The organism is Microbulbifer sp. ALW1 (genome assembly GCF_009903625.1).
Taxonomy (GTDB): domain Bacteria; phylum Pseudomonadota; class Gammaproteobacteria; order Pseudomonadales; family Cellvibrionaceae; genus Microbulbifer.
In genome coordinates this window covers 4,365,407-4,381,866 of record NZ_CP047569.1, presented here as the reverse complement: position 1 = coordinate 4,381,866, position 16,460 = coordinate 4,365,407, and the positions used below count along the sequence as shown (strand labels likewise).

Genomic DNA, 16,460 nt, shown 5'->3' with positions numbered 1-16,460 from the left:
ACCGGCACTTCCGGCCCCAAAGGCAGTTGGCCGGAATGACTACCCCCTAGTGGAGGAAAGGCCTTGAAAGATTTGTTAAACCTGGTGAAAGCCCAGGATCAGCTCGAAGAATTTGACGCTATCCGTATCGGTCTGGCTTCGCCGGACATGATCCGTTCCTGGTCCTACGGCGAAGTGAAAAAGCCGGAGACCATCAACTACCGTACCTTCAAGCCGGAACGCGAAGGCCTGTTCTGCGCCAAGATCTTTGGCCCGGTCAAGGACTACGAGTGCCTGTGCGGTAAGTACAAGCGCATGAAGCACCGCGGCATCATCTGTGAGAAGTGCGGTGTCGAAGTGACCAAGGCCAAGGTGCGTCGTGAGCGCATGGGCCACATCGAACTGGCGAGCCCGGTTGCCCACATCTGGTTCCTGAAATCCCTGCCGTCCCGTATCGGCCTGCTGCTGGATATGACCCTGCGTGATATCGAGCGCGTGCTTTACTTCGAATCCTACGTGGTGACCGATCCGGGTATGACTACCCTGGAGCGCGGCCAGCTGCTGAACGACGAGCAGTACTTCGAAGCAATGGAAGAGTTCGCCGATGAGTTCGAAGCAAAAATGGGTGCCGAAGCCATCCAGGAGCTGATGAACGATATCGAGCTGCCGTCTGAAATTCAGCGCCTGCGCGAAGAGATTCCGGCAACCAACTCCGAGACCAAGATCAAGAAGCTGTCCAAGCGCCTGAAGCTGCTGGAAGCCTTCTACAAGTCCGGTAACAAGCCGGAGTGGATGGTAATGCAGGCACTGCCGGTTCTGCCGCCGGATCTGCGCCCGCTGGTACCGCTGGACGGTGGCCGTTTTGCGACCTCCGACCTGAACGACCTGTACCGTCGCGTGATCAACCGTAACAACCGTCTGAAGCGCCTGCTCGAGCTGAACGCGCCGGACATCATCGTGCGCAACGAAAAGCGCATGCTGCAGGAATCTGTTGATGCCCTGCTGGACAACGGCCGTCGCGGCCGTGCCATCACCGGTTCCAACAAGCGCCCGCTGAAATCCCTGGCCGACATGATCAAGGGTAAACAGGGTCGTTTCCGTCAGAACCTGCTGGGTAAGCGCGTCGACTACTCCGGTCGTTCCGTGATCGTGGTTGGTCCGACCCTGCGTCTGCACCAGTGTGGTCTGCCCAAGAAAATGGCCTTGGAGCTGTTCAAACCGTTCATTTTCGGCAAGCTGGAAGCCCGCGGCCTGGCCACCACCATCAAGGCGGCCAAGAAGATGGTCGAGCGCGAAGAAGCGGTGGTGTGGGACATCCTCGACGAGGTGATCCGCGAGCACCCGGTACTGCTGAACCGTGCACCGACCCTGCACCGTCTGGGTATCCAGGCGTTTGAGCCGGTACTGATTGAAGGTAAGGCGATCCAGCTGCACCCGCTGGTGTGTGCGGCGTACAACGCCGACTTCGACGGTGACCAGATGGCGGTACACGTACCGCTGACGATCGAAGCGCAGATGGAATCCCGCGCGCTGATGATGTCGACCAACAACATCCTGTCGCCCGCCAACGGGGAGCCGATCATCGTACCGTCTCAGGACGTGGTACTGGGCCTGTACTGGATGACCCGTGAGCGCGTGAACGATAAAGGCGAAGGCATGTTCTTCTCCGATATCAAGGAAGTGAGCCGTGCCTTCTACGCCAAGCAGGTTGGCCTGCAGGCGCGCGTGAAAGTGCGCATCAACGAAGCGGTCATCGGTGAAGACGGTGAAAAACACCCGTCGCGCAAGGTCTACGACACTACCGTAGGCCGTGCACTGCTGTGGAACATCGTACCGGAAGGCCTGCCCTTCGAGTACGTGAACCAGCCGATGAAGAAGAAGGCGATTTCCCGCGTTCTGAACGAGTGCTACCGCAAGGTGGGTCTGAAGGCGACCGTTATCTTCGCTGACCAGCTGATGTACACCGGTTTTGACTTCTCCACCAAGTCCGGTTCCTCCATCGGTGTGAACGACTTCGAGATTCCGGCGGCCAAGGCTGACCTGATCGCTTCCGCGGAAGAGGAAGTGAAGGAGATCGAAACCCAGTTCGCATCCGGTCTGGTAACTGCGGGTGAGAAATACAACAAGGTCATCGACGTTTGGTCCCGTACCAACGACAAAGTGACCCAGGCGATGATGGCCGGTATCAAGAAAGAGCCGGTAATCGATCGCGACGGTAAAGAGACCGAGCAGGACTCCTTTAACTCCGTCTACATGTACGCGGACTCCGGCGCTCGTGGTTCTGAAGCGCAGATTCGTCAGTTGGCCGGTATGCGTGGCCTGATGGCGCGTCCGGACGGCTCCATTATTGAGAACGCCATTACCGCGAACTTCCGTGAAGGTCTGAGCGTACTGCAGTACTTCATCTCGACCCACGGTGCTCGTAAAGGTCTGGCGGATACCGCACTGAAAACCGCGAACTCCGGTTACCTGACCCGCCGTCTGGTAGACGTGGCTCAGGACGTGGTGATCACCGAAATCGACTGTGGTACCGACGACGGCCTGACCATGGCGCCGGTGATCGAGGGCGGTGACGTCATCGAATCTCTCGGTGACCGTATCCTCGGCCGTGTGGTTGCGCGCGACGTAACCAAGCCGGGCAGCGACGAGATCGCGGTACCTGCGGGCACCATGATCGACGAGAAGTGGGTAGAGCGTATCGAAACCCTGGGTATCGACGAGGTAATGGTGCGTTCCGCAATTACCTGTGAGACCGCCCACGGTATCTGTGCCCAGTGTTACGGCCGTGACCTGGCCCGTGGTCACCGCGCCAACCCCGGTGAGTCCGTGGGTGTTGTGGCGGCCCAGTCCATCGGTGAGCCGGGTACCCAGCTGACCATGCGTACCTTCCACATCGGTGGTGCGGCAAGCCGTGCTTCTGCGGCGGACAGCATTCAGGTGAAACAGCCTGGTACCGTGCGTCTGCATAACGTGAAGACTGTAAAAACCGAAGGCGGCAACCTGGTAGCGGTTTCCCGCTCCGGTGAGCTGGCAGTGGCGGACAGTGCCGGTCGCGAGCGCGAGCGCTACAAGCTGCCCTACGGTGCTGTGATCAGCGTTGACGAAGGTTCTACCATCGACGGTGGCCAGATCGTGGCCAAGTGGGACCCGCACACTCACCCGATCATCACTGAGGTGGCCGGTTGGGTGAAACTGTCCGGTATGGAAGACGGTCTGTCCATTCGCAAGCAGACCGACGAAATTACCGGTCTGTCCTCCATCGAGGTCATCGATCCGGCAGAGCGCCCGGCGGCGGGTAAAGACCTGCGTCCGGCCGTAACCCTGGTTGACGAGAATGGCGAAGAACTGACTCTGGCGAGCAGCAATGCGCCGGCGCACTACGCGCTGCCGCCGCGGGCCATCCTCAGCCTGAAAGACAGCGACAAGGTGAACGTCGGTGACGTAATCGCGCGTATTCCGCAGGAATCCGGCAAGACCAAGGATATTACCGGTGGTCTGCCGCGAGTTGCTGACCTGTTCGAAGCCCGTAAGCCGAAAGAGCCGTCCATCTTGGCGGAGATCTCCGGTACCGTGTCTTTCGGTAAAGAAACCAAGGGCAAGGTTCGCCTGCAGATCACCCCGCGTGATGGCAAGCCGCTGGCCAATGGCAAGGATCACTACGAAGTACTGATTCCAAAGCACCGCCAGCTGACCGTGTTCGAAGGTGAAACCGTAGAGAAGGGTGAGGTTATCTCCGATGGCCCGTCCAACCCGCACGACATTCTGCGTCTTAAGGGCGTGGAAGAGCTGGCGCGCTACATCACTAACGAGATCCAGGAGGTTTACCGCCTCCAGGGTGTAGGCATCAACGATAAGCACATCGAGACCATCGTGCGTCAGATGCTGCGTAAAGTTGAGATCCTCGAGATGGGCGACTCTGAGTTCATCAAGGGCGACCAGGTGGAATACCAGCGCGTGGTGGAAGAGAACGAGCGCCTGCGTGCCGAAGGCAAGCAACCGGCTCAGTTCGAGCGTCTGCTGCTGGGTATCACCAAAGCGTCTCTGGCGACCGAGTCCTTCCTGTCTGCGGCCTCCTTCCAGGAGACCACCCGGGTACTGACCGAAGCGGCGGTAACCGGCAAGGAAGACAGCCTGCGCGGCCTGAAGGAAAACGTGGTAGTGGGACGTCTGATCCCGGCCGGTACCGGCCTGGCGTACCACACCGAGCGCAAGCGCAAGCGCAGCCTGCAAATGAGCCAGGGCGGTTACGCCGACGGCCCGTCTGCAGAGGAAGTGGAAGCAGCGCTGACCGAAGCCCTGAAATCTTCCGGGGACTGAGGTCGATAGAACGGAGTGGTCTGATCAGGAGGTTGACTGAAAAGTCGTTCCTCCTGGTTAGTTCCGGATAGCAATCATAAGCCGGAGTTAGTGTTTACTTCGGCAGGTGATTGACTAGGGGTGCCGTCGCTTATAGAATGCGGCCCCCGCTAATGGGGTAAGGCTGTTTTTTGTCCTCGGGCGAAAGGCGGTCATGCACTGACGATAGGCCCTCACTGCTGTAGATGGTGGGGGCGTTTTATTTTGGAGTGATTTTTAATGGCAACGATCAACCAGTTGGTTCGTAAGCCGAGAAAACGCAAAGTTGAAAAAAGCGACGTACCTGCACTGCAAGCCAGCCCGCAGCGTCGTGGAGTTTGCACTCGTGTGTACACCACTACACCGAAGAAACCAAACTCTGCGCTGCGTAAAGTTTGTCGTGTGCGCCTGACCAACGGTTACGAAGTAACTTCGTACATCGGCGGTGAAGGCCACAACCTGCAGGAGCACAGCGTGGTGCTGATTCGCGGCGGTCGTGTAAAAGACCTGCCGGGTGTGCGCTACCACACTGTACGCGGTGCACTTGACTGTGCCGGCGTAAACGATCGCAAGCAGGGCCGTTCTAAGTACGGTGCCAAGCGTCCTAAGGGTTAATCCCTAAGGTCAATTTGCGTTTCGGTTTAACGAATAACCGGAGTAAGGCTGAGCTCGCCGAGTTGTAATTACTATTTGTTAGTTAATACGGCGGCGTCTCGGAGTAACCCTGAAGAGAGGCAATCCCATGCCAAGAAGACGTGTAGTCGCCAAGCGCGAAGTACTGCCCGATCCCAAGTTTGGGAACGTGACCCTGGCCAAGTTCATGAACCATGTCATGATCTCTGGTAAGAAGTCCGTGGCAGAGAGCATCGTTTACGGTGCACTGGATCTGGTTTCAGAAAAGCTGAACAAAGATCCGATTGAAATTTTTGAAGAGTCCCTGGAAAACATCGCCCCGATGGTGGAAGTAAAATCCCGTCGCGTTGGTGGTGCTACTTACCAGGTGCCGGTAGAAGTGCGTCCCGCACGTCGTACCGCGCTGGCAATGCGCTGGCTGGTAGATTTCTCCCGTAAGCGCGGCGAGAAGTCCATGGCCCAGCGTCTGGCCAATGAAATGATCGATGCTTCCCAGAACAAGGGCGGCGCGGTCAAGAAGCGTGAAGACGTGCACCGTATGGCGGAAGCCAACAAAGCGTTCTCTCACTATCGTTTCTAAGATAGTGACGCTTCTAAGTCTGATGATTATTTCCATCGGAAATTAAAACCGAAAGGCAGCAAGGAAGGTAAAACTCCGCGCTGCCTTTTGCCGTTATATCGAGGATACAACTGTGGCACGTAAAACGCCTATCGAACGCTATCGCAATATCGGTATCTGCGCCCACGTAGACGCCGGTAAAACCACTACCACCGAGCGCGTACTCTTCTACACTGGTCTGTCCCACAAAATCGGTGAGGTGCACGAAGGCGCCGCAACCATGGACTGGATGGAGCAGGAGCAGGAGCGTGGTATTACCATTACTTCCGCAGCGACCACCTGTTTCTGGGCTGGTATGCAGCAGCAGTTCCCGCAGCACCGTGTAAACATCATCGACACCCCCGGACACGTTGACTTCACCATTGAAGTAGAACGCTCCCTGCGTGTTCTCGACGGTGCCGTGGTCGTACTGTGTGGTTCTTCCGGCGTACAGCCGCAGACCGAAACCGTATGGCGCCAGGCCAACAAGTACCAGGTTCCGCGCATGGTATTTGTAAACAAAATGGACCGCGCTGGTGCCGACTTCCGCAAGGTTGTAGGCCAGCTGAAAACCCGTCTGAACGCCACTGCAGTACCGCTGCAGATGACCATCGGTTCTGAAGACGAGTTCAAGGGCGTTGTCGACCTGCTGAAAATGAAAGCCATCCTGTGGAACGAAGAAGACATGGGCATGACTTTCGAATACGGCGATATCCCGGCGGAAATGCAGGACGAGTGCGAAGAAATGCGCGAGTTCCTGGTTGAAGCGGCTGCGGAAGCCAACGAAGAGTTGATGGAAAAATACCTGGAAGAAGGTGAGCTGACCGAAGAAGAGATCAAGGCAGCTATCCGTCAGCGTACCCTGGCTAACGAAATCGTACCGGTTCTGGGCGGCTCTGCGTTCAAGAACAAGGGCGTACAGGCCATGCTGGACGCGGTTATCGAATACCTGCCGGCGCCGACCGAAGTTAAGGCGATCGAAGGTACTCTGGAAGACGGCGAAACCGTTGAAACCCGTGAAGCCGACGACAATGCGCCGTTCGCTGCACTGGCGTTCAAAATCGCTACCGACCCCTTCGTTGGTACTCTGACCTTCTTCCGCGTTTACTCCGGTAAGCTGGAGAGCGGCACCGCGGTATACAACTCCGTGAAGATGAAGAAAGAGCGCGTCGGCCGTATGGTGCAGATGCACTCCAACGACCGTAAAGAGATCAAAGAAGTACTGGCAGGCGACATCGCTGCTGCGATCGGCCTGAAAGACGTGACCACTGGTGACACCCTGTGTGCCGAAGACGCCAAGATCGTTCTCGAGCGCATGGAGTTCCCGGAGCCGGTAATCTCCGTAGCGGTAGAGCCTAAGTCCAAGCCGGACCAGGAAAAAATGGGTATCGCACTGGGCAAGCTGGCTCAGGAAGACCCGTCTTTCCGCGTGAAGACCGACGAAGAGACTGGCCAGACCATCATCTCCGGTATGGGTGAGCTGCACCTGGACATCATCGTCGACCGTATGCGTCGCGAGTTCAGCGTAGAAGCCAACATCGGTAAGCCGCAGGTAGCCTACCGTGAAGCTATCCGCAACACCTCTGAGATCGAAGGCAAGTTCGTTCGTCAGTCCGGTGGTCGCGGTCAGTACGGTCACGTATGGGTGAAATTCGAGCCGGCTGAAGACACTTCTGAAGAGAAGCTGGTCTTCGAAAACGCCATCGTTGGTGGTGTGGTACCGAAGGAATACATTCCTGCGGTAGCCAAGGGTATCGAAGAGCAGATGAAAAACGGTGTACTTGCCGGCTACCCACTGCTGGGCCTGAAGGCTACCCTGTACGATGGCTCCTTCCACGATGTGGACTCCAACGAAATGGCGTTCAAGATCGCCGGTTCTATGGCAACCAAGAAGCTGGCCCAGGTCGGCGGCGCGGTACTGCTCGAGCCGGTCATGAAAGTGGAAGTGGTTACTCCGGAAGAGAACATGGGTGACGTGGTTGGTGACCTCAACCGTCGTCGCGGCCTGATCCAGGGTATGGAAGATTCTGCCTCTGGTAAGATTGTGAATGCGGAAGTGCCGCTGGCCGAGATGTTCGGTTACGCCACTGACCTGCGTTCTGCTACCCAGGGCCGTGCGACCTACACCATGGAATTCGAGAAGTACGCGGAAGCGCCGAAAAACGTCGCTGACGAAATCATCGCCAAGAACAAAGCTTAAGCTTTAGTACCTTTAAAACTTTTTAGTTAGAGGATCCTGAAAATGGGAAAAGAAAAGTTTGAACGTTCCAAGCCCCACGTAAACGTGGGCACCATCGGTCACGTTGACCACGGTAAAACCACCCTGACTGCTGCGCTGACCCGCGTATGTTCCGAAGTATGGGGCGGCGCTGCCGTTGCCTTCGACGGTATCGACAATGCACCGGAAGAGCGTGAGCGCGGTATCACCATCGCCACCTCTCACGTTGAATACGAGTCCCCGACCCGCCACTACGCACACGTAGACTGCCCGGGCCACGCCGACTACGTTAAAAACATGATTACCGGTGCTGCTCAGATGGACGGCGCTATCCTGGTATGTGGCGCGACTGACGGCCCTATGCCGCAGACCCGTGAGCACATCCTGCTGTCCCGTCAGGTAGGTGTACCTTACATCGTAGTATTCCTGAACAAAGCTGACCTGCTGGCAGAAGACTGTGGCGGCGCTGGTTCTGAAGAATACGCCGAGATGATGGAACTGGTAGAGATGGAGCTGCGCGAGCTGCTGGATCAATACGAATTCCCGGGTGACGACACTCCGATCATCGCTGGTTCTGCCCTGATGGCACTGAACGGTGAAGATGCAGACGAAATGGGCACCAGCGCTGTTAAGAAGCTGGTAGAAACCCTGGACGCCTACATCCCTGAGCCTGAGCGTGCTATCGATCAGCCGTTCCTGATGCCGATCGAAGACGTGTTCTCCATCTCTGGTCGCGGTACCGTAGTAACCGGCCGTGTAGAGCGTGGTATCGTTCGCACTGGTGACGAAATCCAGATCGTTGGTATCAAAGAAACCACTTCTACTACCTGTACTGGTGTGGAAATGTTCCGCAAGCTGCTCGACGAAGGTCGTGCTGGTGAGAACATCGGCGCCCTGCTGCGCGGCACCAAGCGTGACGAAGTAGAGCGTGGTCAGGTACTGGCGAAGCCGGGTTCCATCACTCCGCACACCAAGTTCGAAGCGGAAGTGTACGTACTGTCTAAGGACGAAGGTGGCCGTCACACCCCGTTCTTCAAGGGCTACCGTCCGCAGTTCTACTTCCGTACCACCGACGTAACTGGTGCGTGTGAACTGCCGGAAGGTACCGAGATGGTAATGCCGGGCGATAACGTTCAAATGACCGTTACCCTGATCGCTCCGATCGCCATGGAAGACGGTCTGCGCTTCGCGATTCGCGAAGGTGGCCGTACCGTTGGTGCTGGCGTTGTAGCCAAGATCATCGAGTAATCTTCGAGCCCCTCACTCCTGTACCTTCTTGTGTGGGGGGGAAGGGGCGAAGTGATTGACCGATAGATCTAATAAAAAACCGCGATGGTGACATCGCGGTTTTTTTTTGCACGCAATTCTGATTCTGGTCAATGGCGGCCTAATAGCAGCTGGATCAACGTGGTATTCTTTTTAGGGTATGGGTGTCCATTTAATTACATCGGGTGGTTTCGAAGTTCATAGATGTCACTTCCCCTAAATTTAAAGTCCAGCAGTTGATTCGGGAGCTATCTCGTGAACAAGATAGTTTCAACTAGATGCTGCGCTGCCGGCTGGGTCCCCGTGTTAGTAATCAAAATAATTATGACAAGGAGTTAAATGTGAGATTTCTTTTATTTTTTATCTTGTTGGTGTCTTTTCAGGTATCGCATGCTGATTTTTGGTCTGGAAGCAGTCGTAATTTTCTCCGGACACAATTGGGGAATAAAGTGGCGATTTCCTGCCATAACTGTTACGCCATAGATAATAAAGTTTTAAGTTTAGAGGAAACGCTTTCATATATTCATAGTGGTCAGGCTGCAGGTGCCGATCTAATAGAAATAGATATGGTGGCGCATAATAACAGCTGGGTAGTAAGGCATGATGGTATCCCTAAGGGTTCCTCTGAAACTGAGGACCCTGAGTACCTAGGCCCGGATTTTGAACTGGTGTTTCAGGATTCTGCTTTCAGAAATGGTTCCCAAGTACCGTTTATAGAGTTGAAGTCGAAACTTGGACCAAACGTAGGTGATCACTATGCCAACCTTCTGATCGGCACACTAAACGATCTTGGCTATCTGGAGTCAGGGAAAATAGTGGTTATTCGATCTTTTCATTTAGATACTTTGAAAGAAATTAAAACTGCCTTGTCCGGATTGACTGCTCAAAAGCAATCGCGAGTCAAGTTAAGTCGAGCTTACCGTACTAATTTTGAGCCAGATGTTGAGCTTTGTGAAAATTCTGAGGCTTGCGGAAAACTTGAAGCTTGGCAGAAAGATATCGCCAGGGTTAAGTCGAATGGATATGAAATGGTGGAGCTCAATTTTCAAACCAAAAATATTGCGAGTCTTATTGAGTACGCTAAGTCGTTAGGTTTGGCGGTAAACCTGTGGACAATAAGAGATTACTCGGAAGTTTTTGCGGCAATCTTTCGGGAGAGTGTAGATGCCTTGACCATAGACCAAAATAAAGGGCAATGGGAGAGAAGTCGGGAAACGAATATCCGAATTGCCAGGTCGGTGATATCCGATCCAACCAATATTCTACATCTGAATATGGCAGGTCAAAATTATACTAATAGCAACTATCTGAATTATGTGGATCAGACTGCGAGCCGGCAGATTTACCGCTTTAGCAACGGGCATCCCAGTTGGGAGTGGCTTGGGGCCATTGGTGAAGATCGGTTTGGCGGTTCATTAATTTTTGATAAGAATAATGCTCACTTTGTGCGACTGCACGATGGAGACAATAATTCAGGTGAGGGTTTTTTAGTGCATGCTGTAGTTAACTTTGATTCGTTTTCGGGAAGTCCCACACAGGCGATCGTCAGCAAAGCCGATACTGGAGGCTTTGCGCTTGAATTAAGTGGCGGCTATTTACGATTTGGTGTGCACGTTAATGGTGCGTATCATTACGTTAAATATCCACAGCAAAATTTTAATGGGACAGATACCTATCAAATAGTTGGCGTCTACGATGGCAGTGGTGGCGTTAGAATGTGGGTGGACGGAAAAGAGGTAGGTACGCCCCCCGTTGTAGATGGAGAGGTTACGAAAAATAATTCGCCTATCGTTATAGGTGCTGATCCACAGGGTTGGTCAAATCAACGATTTTTCTTTTCCGGGAAAATACAGCAGGTAAATGTTCAGCGTTGGGGGCATCACTGAACCGGAGTTGTAATCGGTGAGAATAATAAAGAAGCCCTTTGATGATCGTGCATCCAATGGCTTCTTTTATTATGTTATATATTATGCTGCTCGCTGATTGGTCGAGCTTTTTTGGCGATGGGTGAATTTTATCGTAAGTGTGAGTTCGAGAAGTCAGGTGCTGCAAATCCCCGTGGTAAACCGGTATCCTACGCGGCGTTCTTTCTAGTTGGTCTGCTTCAGTAAGCTGTAGCGGAGTCAATAGTCGCTCGCAATCACGAGTAGTCTGGGAACAGCGTATGCCATGCTGCTCGCCGGTAATTATCGATGAAAGTGTGCTACAAAATAGGAGTTCAAGTGGCTACCGAAGCTTTTCCGTACCACCGACGTAACTGGTGCATGTGAGCTGCCGGAAGGTGCCGAGATGGTAATGCCGGGTGATAACGTTCAAATGACCGTTACCCTGATTGCTCCGATCGTCATGGAAGACGGTCTGCGCTTCGCGATTTGCGAAGGTGGCCGTGCCGTTGGTGCTGGCGTTGTAGCCAAGATCATCGAGTAATTTTCACTCCTGATCTGAAGCAAAAAAGCCGCAGTGGAAACACTGCGGCTTTTTTTATGTTAATTGCATTGAAAGTTGCGGAACCACTTTGGTACGGTTACTGAACAAGCTTCAGGCGCGCTTGTAACTGTAAGTATTTTTCCGAGTTAATTGCCAGAATGGGATTCAGCTTTTTTGAGCTCTCAATAATCAGCTGCGCGCCTTTGAGGCGATCCCCGAGTTGCCAGATTATTTCTCCGTACACTGACTTATTCTGTGCCAGTACTGGTGCATCGTCGGGGAAAATTTCGCCGATTCGTTTAATAAGTTTTTCGGACTTGTTCCGTGCTAATTCAAGGTTACCCAAGGCTATGTCTACGCCGATGTCGACCTCATCCAGTTCAAGTTGTAAGGGATGATTCCGGTCGTAATACTTTTTGTTGATGGCTCTGGCTTTATCAGTGAATTGCTGTGCTTCGTCTAGCCGGCCTTCATGTAGTGCAATTCGCGCATAGCGAAAATAGATGGCCGCAATTCCATAATCATCCTCACCATATTGTTCGGCATTTAAGTGGTGGATTTTTTCTATCAACGCAATGCCTGCATCTCTGTCTCCGGTGCGCGTCATAGTTTCGCCGAGGTTGGCCCTGGCGAGGAAGCTTTTGGACGAACTCTCCGGCAGGAACCCCGATAAAATGGCTACCGACTTATCCAGGTCCTCCCTGGACTTTTCCATTTGGCCCATTTCAAAGTAGGCGTACCCTCGACTGTTAAGCAGCTGGGCTGTGGTCTCTTGATTCTGGGAGTCGGAGTTGATCAGCTCTGTGAGAATCTGGATTGATTGATTGTAATAACCGAGTCGACGCAGCAGGTTTGCGTATTTACGGCCAGTTAACCGGAGAGTAACTTGATCACCGGAGAAGATTTCCTTGCCAACTTTGTAGGCGTGTTCCAATTGCAGTTTCGCATCGCCCCATCGATTGATACGCATATAGCATTGGCCGAGGAATTGGTAACTATCCAGAGTCTTGGGATGTGAGTCACCGTACAGTTCGGCTTTATTTCGTAGAACCTCTTCCTCCAGCTCAGCAGCCGCAGAGAAGTCAGCAAGATCATAGTAGGTGATGGCAAGGTTGTGGCGAATATTAATGCCAAGCTCGGGATTCTGTTCTGGTGATATCTCCCAGAGTGGGATTGCGGTATCGAAGTAATGGAGGGCTTCCTGTGGCTTACCCATTTGTAACAGCGTCAGGCCAGTTCGCATCTTGGTCTGGGCGAGAAGCAGTGGAACTTCCAGGTCGCTAATAAGTTCCGCTGAAGCTGCTAGCGTTTCGAGTGACAACTGCAGTTCATCGGCTTCGCGGTAAAACTCGCCGAGAGCTGACAGGTCTCCTGCGAGAGCCGCTGGATCCTGAGTCTGATCGGATTCAGACAGTGACATGGCCTCTTTCTGGAGTTCTACCGCGTCCAGATACTTCCCTGTATTAAATTTAACCTGCGCAAGCGTTTTCAGAAGTTGCGTGCGAACTTCAGGTGAAGTTTCAAGGGAGTTTCTGGTGTTGGCGACGGCGATCTGGAGAAGTTCATCAACATCAATGGTTCGCCCCTGTGCGTTGGCGGGCGAGGCTGCGCTAAACATGTCGGTAAGTAGCTGTGCTGTTCTTTCGGCAGTTTGCGCCTGCTTTTCAGTTTCCGCCTGCGCAATTAGTAGATTGTCTCGCTCGGCGCGCAGTTTGCTGGCCAGGTACAGGGCTGCGCCGAAGCCCAGGGCAACGGTAATGAATACGGAAAGCGAGAGCGCTGATGCTACTGGATAGCGGGAGATCAACCTTCCGGCGCGGTATAGGAAACTGGGCGGCGTGGCCAGGACTGGTTCCCGGCGCAGGTAGCGTTCAATGTCCCGTTGCAGCTCACTGGCACTGGCATAGCGAAGTTCCGGCTCCTTGCGCAACGCCTTGCTGGATATATTGTCCAGATCTCCGCGGAGTAAGCGGCGCTCGGTGAAGGTGGCTGAATCCGGCAGTGCGCGGCTGGGGGCAGTGGGGGTTGTATGGCAGATTGCCTGGATTGCTTTTTCGGCGCTGTTATCGCCAAAGCGGTGGGGGGATTGCTCGGTCAGGAGGCAATACAGCAGGGCGCCCAGGCCGTAGACATCCGTTGCGGTGGTGGTGCGTTCGCCGCGTATTTGTTCGGGGCTGGCGTAGGCCAGCGTCATGCCTTTCAATGCCGTGGCTTGGGTGCGCTCGCCATCGACCTGCAAGGCCTTGCCAATACCGAAATCGAGTAGCTTGACCTGGCCTTTGTCGGTCACCAGTACATTATCCGGCTTTATGTCCCGGTGAATGATCAGATGGCTGTGGGCGTAGCCGACCGCTTCACAAACGGCAGCGAACAGGCGCAAGCGGGCTCGCAGGCCTAACTTGTTGATCCGACAATACTCGTGGATCGGGTGACCTTCCACGTACTCCATGACGAGGTAGGGGCGGTTGTCATTAGTGCTGCCGCCGTCTAGAAGAGTGGCAATGTTCGGATGTTGCAGTTTCGCCAGAATCTGTCTTTCCTGATGGAAGTGCTTCAGTTCTTCGCTACTGGCAAAACTGGGCGCTATCTTGATTGCTACTTGCTGGTCGTAGTTCCCGTCCGCCCGTTTCGCGCGGAATACGATTCCCATGCCGCCGCGGCCGATTTCCTCTTCGATGGCGTATGCCCCCAGCAGTTGCCCGCTGGGCAGGCTCTGGCTGAGAGTTTTCAGTTGTTGTCCGATGATATTGGTCTGGCTTCCGCTGCTGTCGGCACTGTCGTGACAGGCCAGCAAGCGCTGTACTTCCGCAATTTCTTCCGGGCTGGCATCGCTGGCTTGCAGAATCTGAGAGCGATCGCTCGCGGGTGACTCACAGCAGCGGTCGAACAGGTCTTTGATGACATTCAGTCGGATATTGTTAATCGGCATATATTCTCAGGCGCAGGTCGGGTGGTGCTGCTCTTGCAGGCGGTCGGTGAGGAAGGCGCGAACAAACTTCAGCTCCCGCTCCACGGTAGCCACACTGATTTCCATAATCTCAGCCACTTTGCTCTGGGTAAAACCGGCGAGGTAGTGCAGTTCCGCAATACTTTCCAGGCGATCACTAATTTGCGACATTTCGGTCAGCGTCTGGTCAATGGTCATTAGCCCAAGGTTCACATCAATATCCCCGAGCAGGCTGTCCATCCAGATAGTACGCATATGCTGGCCACTGCGCTTTTGTGCGGATTTGGCCCGGGCGTGATCCACCAGCAGGTGTCGCATGGCCTTGGCCGCGCAGCGGTAGAGGTGGGTGCGGCTTTCAAACTGTGCGGGGGACTCCATTAACCGCAGGCAGGCCTCGTGCACCACATCCGTCGTCTGCAGGGTGAGGCCATCAGGCTGATTGCCGAGGATGCGCCTTGCACATCGGCGCAGTTCCTCATAAAGCTGCCCGGTCAGTTCGGGTAATTGTTCGTGCTGGGACATAGTGGTTGATCAAAAAGCACTCCGGTTTTTTTGTTTCCGGAGCTGTTCTAGTTATTTCAGAGAAAATTTAAAAATATTTCTCTCTACGTGAGGGGAATACTGTTGCCGTTCCGTAATTATCTCCAAGGGCTCGTCGAAAGGTGGCTTGGTAACGCCTCGCAGTGACAAGAGTGGATTCAGGAGCAAACAGTGAGCTAAGCGCTATGTTAAGGCAGTTTCTGGCTGCGGGGGCACTCGGAGGGGCAGTTTTTTTGTTTGTTTTTCTCAGTGCACGCATTGAGTTGGTCGATCGTCTAATTTTTTCTGCGGGGTGGGGCGATACTGAATTTGCGCAGCGTGCATTTACTTCCGGAGATTACCCTGCGACCAACGAAATTGCTGAGTCTTATGGCTATACAGGTGCGCTGGATGCCTTTAAGAGCGGGGCCATCCATCATCAGGCTTTTCCCCATTTGCCATCGGATTACGGGTGTCTTCGTGACTTAGCTGCCTTAAGGTGATTACGGTTGAAAATAATTCTTATCGGTTCACGTTAAAGGCGTTAAATTTGTCACATAAAGTTTTCCCCGCCACATAGCCCTGATATGTGGTATCTCCGCGGGATGGTTACAAAAACTATATATCTAAGATTTTGAGAATACATTGATGAGTGAATTGCTGTTTTATCGCAAGCCGGTTGCCCTGAACCGTGAGAATCACCGCAGCCTGAAGTTTTCCCCGAGTGATAAATTCCGTTTTTCCCGCGAGATCAATTCTGTCCCGCTTACCGGTATCGAGTTCTTTGAAGCCAGCCGGGACCTGCCAATTTTTTTCAGTCGCAGTGAAAGTGGTCAGTACTTTCCCCTGGCCTTGCTGTCCCTGCGCAATAACCAGCACGCCCAGGTTGACGAGGACGGTGTATGGCAGGGCAATTATGTACCGGCCTTTATCCGTCGCTACCCCTTCGCCATGACCGATAACCAGACCGTCTGTTTTGATGAGACGAGTGACCAGTTTTCTGAAGAAGACGGTCAGCCGCTGTTTGATGAGCAGGGGGAAAACAGCGAGACCCTGAACAACGTATTGCAGTTTCTCACCAACTTCGACAAGTCCTACAAGGCTACCCATGAGTTCTGCGCGGCGCTGGCTGAGCAGGAATTGTTCAAACCCTTTGATATCCAGGTAATGGCTGGCGATGGCAAGCCGGTACGTCTTGAAGGATTACACGTGGTGGATGAGGCCAAGCTGTTACAGGTGGAGTCCGAGCAGGTACAGGCCTGGTTTAAAAGTGGTCAATTGGCCTGGGTTTATGCCCATCTCCACTCCCTTGGTGCCTTGCGGCAGCTCTCCAGGCAGCAGCTGAAGGCCAATGCCGTCGAGGAAGCGAAAGAGCGAGCCGAGGCCGGTACGCTGAATTAAAAACGCCGGCGTTTCGGCAATATATACCCGGGGTTTAGTGTCTCCACCCCGGTCGAAAGCAGTCGTGAGCCGTAGTTTCGGCGCGACTGCTTTGCTGTTTTAGCAAGGAAATAAACATGGCCGTTCATTTGGCGGTC

At 53.9% G+C, this 16,460-nt stretch carries 10 protein-coding genes and 1 pseudogene; 9 read left to right on the top strand and 2 right to left on the bottom strand.

The features are described 5' to 3' along the window. Positions 1-63: 63 nt before the first annotated feature. From rpoC to tuf (GRX76_RS18045), 7 genes and pseudogenes are all read left to right on the top strand, one after another. Positions 64-4,296 (top strand): DNA-directed RNA polymerase subunit beta', encoded by a 4,233-nt coding sequence (gene rpoC / locus GRX76_RS18075; RefSeq protein ID WP_160154562.1) that lies wholly within the window; start codon positions 64-66, stop codon positions 4,294-4,296. A gap of 258 nt (positions 4,297-4,554) precedes the next feature. Next, entirely contained in the window at positions 4,555-4,929 is a 375-nt protein-coding gene (gene rpsL, locus GRX76_RS18070; RefSeq protein ID WP_067150990.1) for a 30S ribosomal protein S12, read from the top strand. 127 nt (positions 4,930-5,056) lie between these two features. Next, positions 5,057-5,527: a 30S ribosomal protein S7 gene (gene rpsG, locus GRX76_RS18065; protein ID WP_010130334.1), complete on the top strand. Its 471-nt coding sequence runs from the start codon at positions 5,057-5,059 to the stop codon at positions 5,525-5,527. A 112-nt stretch (positions 5,528-5,639) separates the two neighbouring features. Then, positions 5,640-7,745, top strand: coding sequence for an elongation factor G (gene fusA, locus GRX76_RS18060; protein ID WP_160154561.1), 2,106 nt, complete (start codon positions 5,640-5,642; stop codon positions 7,743-7,745). Positions 7,746-7,787: 42 nt separating this feature from the next. Then, positions 7,788-9,011 carry an elongation factor Tu gene (gene tuf, locus GRX76_RS18055; protein WP_160154560.1) on the top strand — a complete coding sequence of 408 codons (1,224 nt, stop codon included), beginning with the start codon at positions 7,788-7,790 and terminating at the stop codon, positions 9,009-9,011. A 359-nt stretch (positions 9,012-9,370) separates the two neighbouring features. Next, the gene (locus GRX76_RS18050; RefSeq protein WP_160154559.1) at positions 9,371-10,915 is read left to right on the top strand and encodes a LamG-like jellyroll fold domain-containing protein; all 1,545 of its coding nucleotides are present in this window, start codon (positions 9,371-9,373) and stop codon (positions 10,913-10,915) included. Positions 10,916-11,267: 352 nt separating this feature from the next. Next, positions 11,268-11,456, top strand: a pseudogene (gene tuf, locus GRX76_RS18045) (elongation factor Tu); the annotation flags it as partial. Between the two features lie 97 nt (positions 11,457-11,553). Here tuf (GRX76_RS18045) and GRX76_RS18040 read toward each other — a convergent pair. Both GRX76_RS18040 and GRX76_RS18035 read right to left on the bottom strand, forming a co-directional pair. Beyond that, the gene (locus tag GRX76_RS18040) at positions 11,554-14,385 is read right to left on the bottom strand and encodes a serine/threonine-protein kinase (protein ID WP_160154558.1); all 2,832 of its coding nucleotides are present in this window, start codon (positions 14,383-14,385) and stop codon (positions 11,554-11,556) included. A gap of 6 nt (positions 14,386-14,391) precedes the next feature. After that, positions 14,392-14,925, bottom strand: a complete 534-nt coding sequence (locus GRX76_RS18035) for an ECF-type sigma factor (RefSeq protein ID WP_160154557.1) — start codon at positions 14,923-14,925, stop codon at positions 14,392-14,394. A gap of 251 nt (positions 14,926-15,176) precedes the next feature. On the opposite strand from GRX76_RS18035, the gene GRX76_RS18030 reads away from it, so the two are divergent. Both GRX76_RS18030 and GRX76_RS18025 read left to right on the top strand, forming a co-directional pair. Beyond that, the gene (locus GRX76_RS18030) at positions 15,177-15,425 is read left to right on the top strand and encodes a hypothetical protein (protein WP_236250459.1); all 249 of its coding nucleotides are present in this window, start codon (positions 15,177-15,179) and stop codon (positions 15,423-15,425) included. Positions 15,426-15,570: 145 nt separating this feature from the next. After that, a complete protein-coding gene (locus tag GRX76_RS18025; protein ID WP_160154555.1) occupies positions 15,571-16,323 on the top strand; it encodes a SapC family protein in 753 nt (250 codons plus the stop codon). The last annotated feature ends 137 nt before the right edge of the window (positions 16,324-16,460 follow it).

Bases quoted from the DNA above. Each gene is read 5' to 3' on its own strand.
- rpsL (WP_067150990.1), top strand. From the start codon at position 4,555: ATGGCAACGATCAACCAGTTGGTTCGTAAGCCGAGAAAACGCAAAGTT.
- rpsG (WP_010130334.1), top strand. From the start codon at position 5,057: ATGCCAAGAAGACGTGTAGTCGCCAAGCGCGAAGTACTGCCCGATCCC.
- tuf (WP_160154560.1), top strand. From the start codon at position 7,788: ATGGGAAAAGAAAAGTTTGAACGTTCCAAGCCCCACGTAAACGTGGGC.
- GRX76_RS18040 (WP_160154558.1), bottom strand. From the start codon at position 14,385: ATGCCGATTAACAATATCCGACTGAATGTCATCAAAGACCTGTTCGAC.
- GRX76_RS18035 (WP_160154557.1), bottom strand. From the start codon at position 14,925: ATGTCCCAGCACGAACAATTACCCGAACTGACCGGGCAGCTTTATGAG.
- GRX76_RS18025 (WP_160154555.1), top strand. From the start codon at position 15,571: ATGAGTGAATTGCTGTTTTATCGCAAGCCGGTTGCCCTGAACCGTGAG.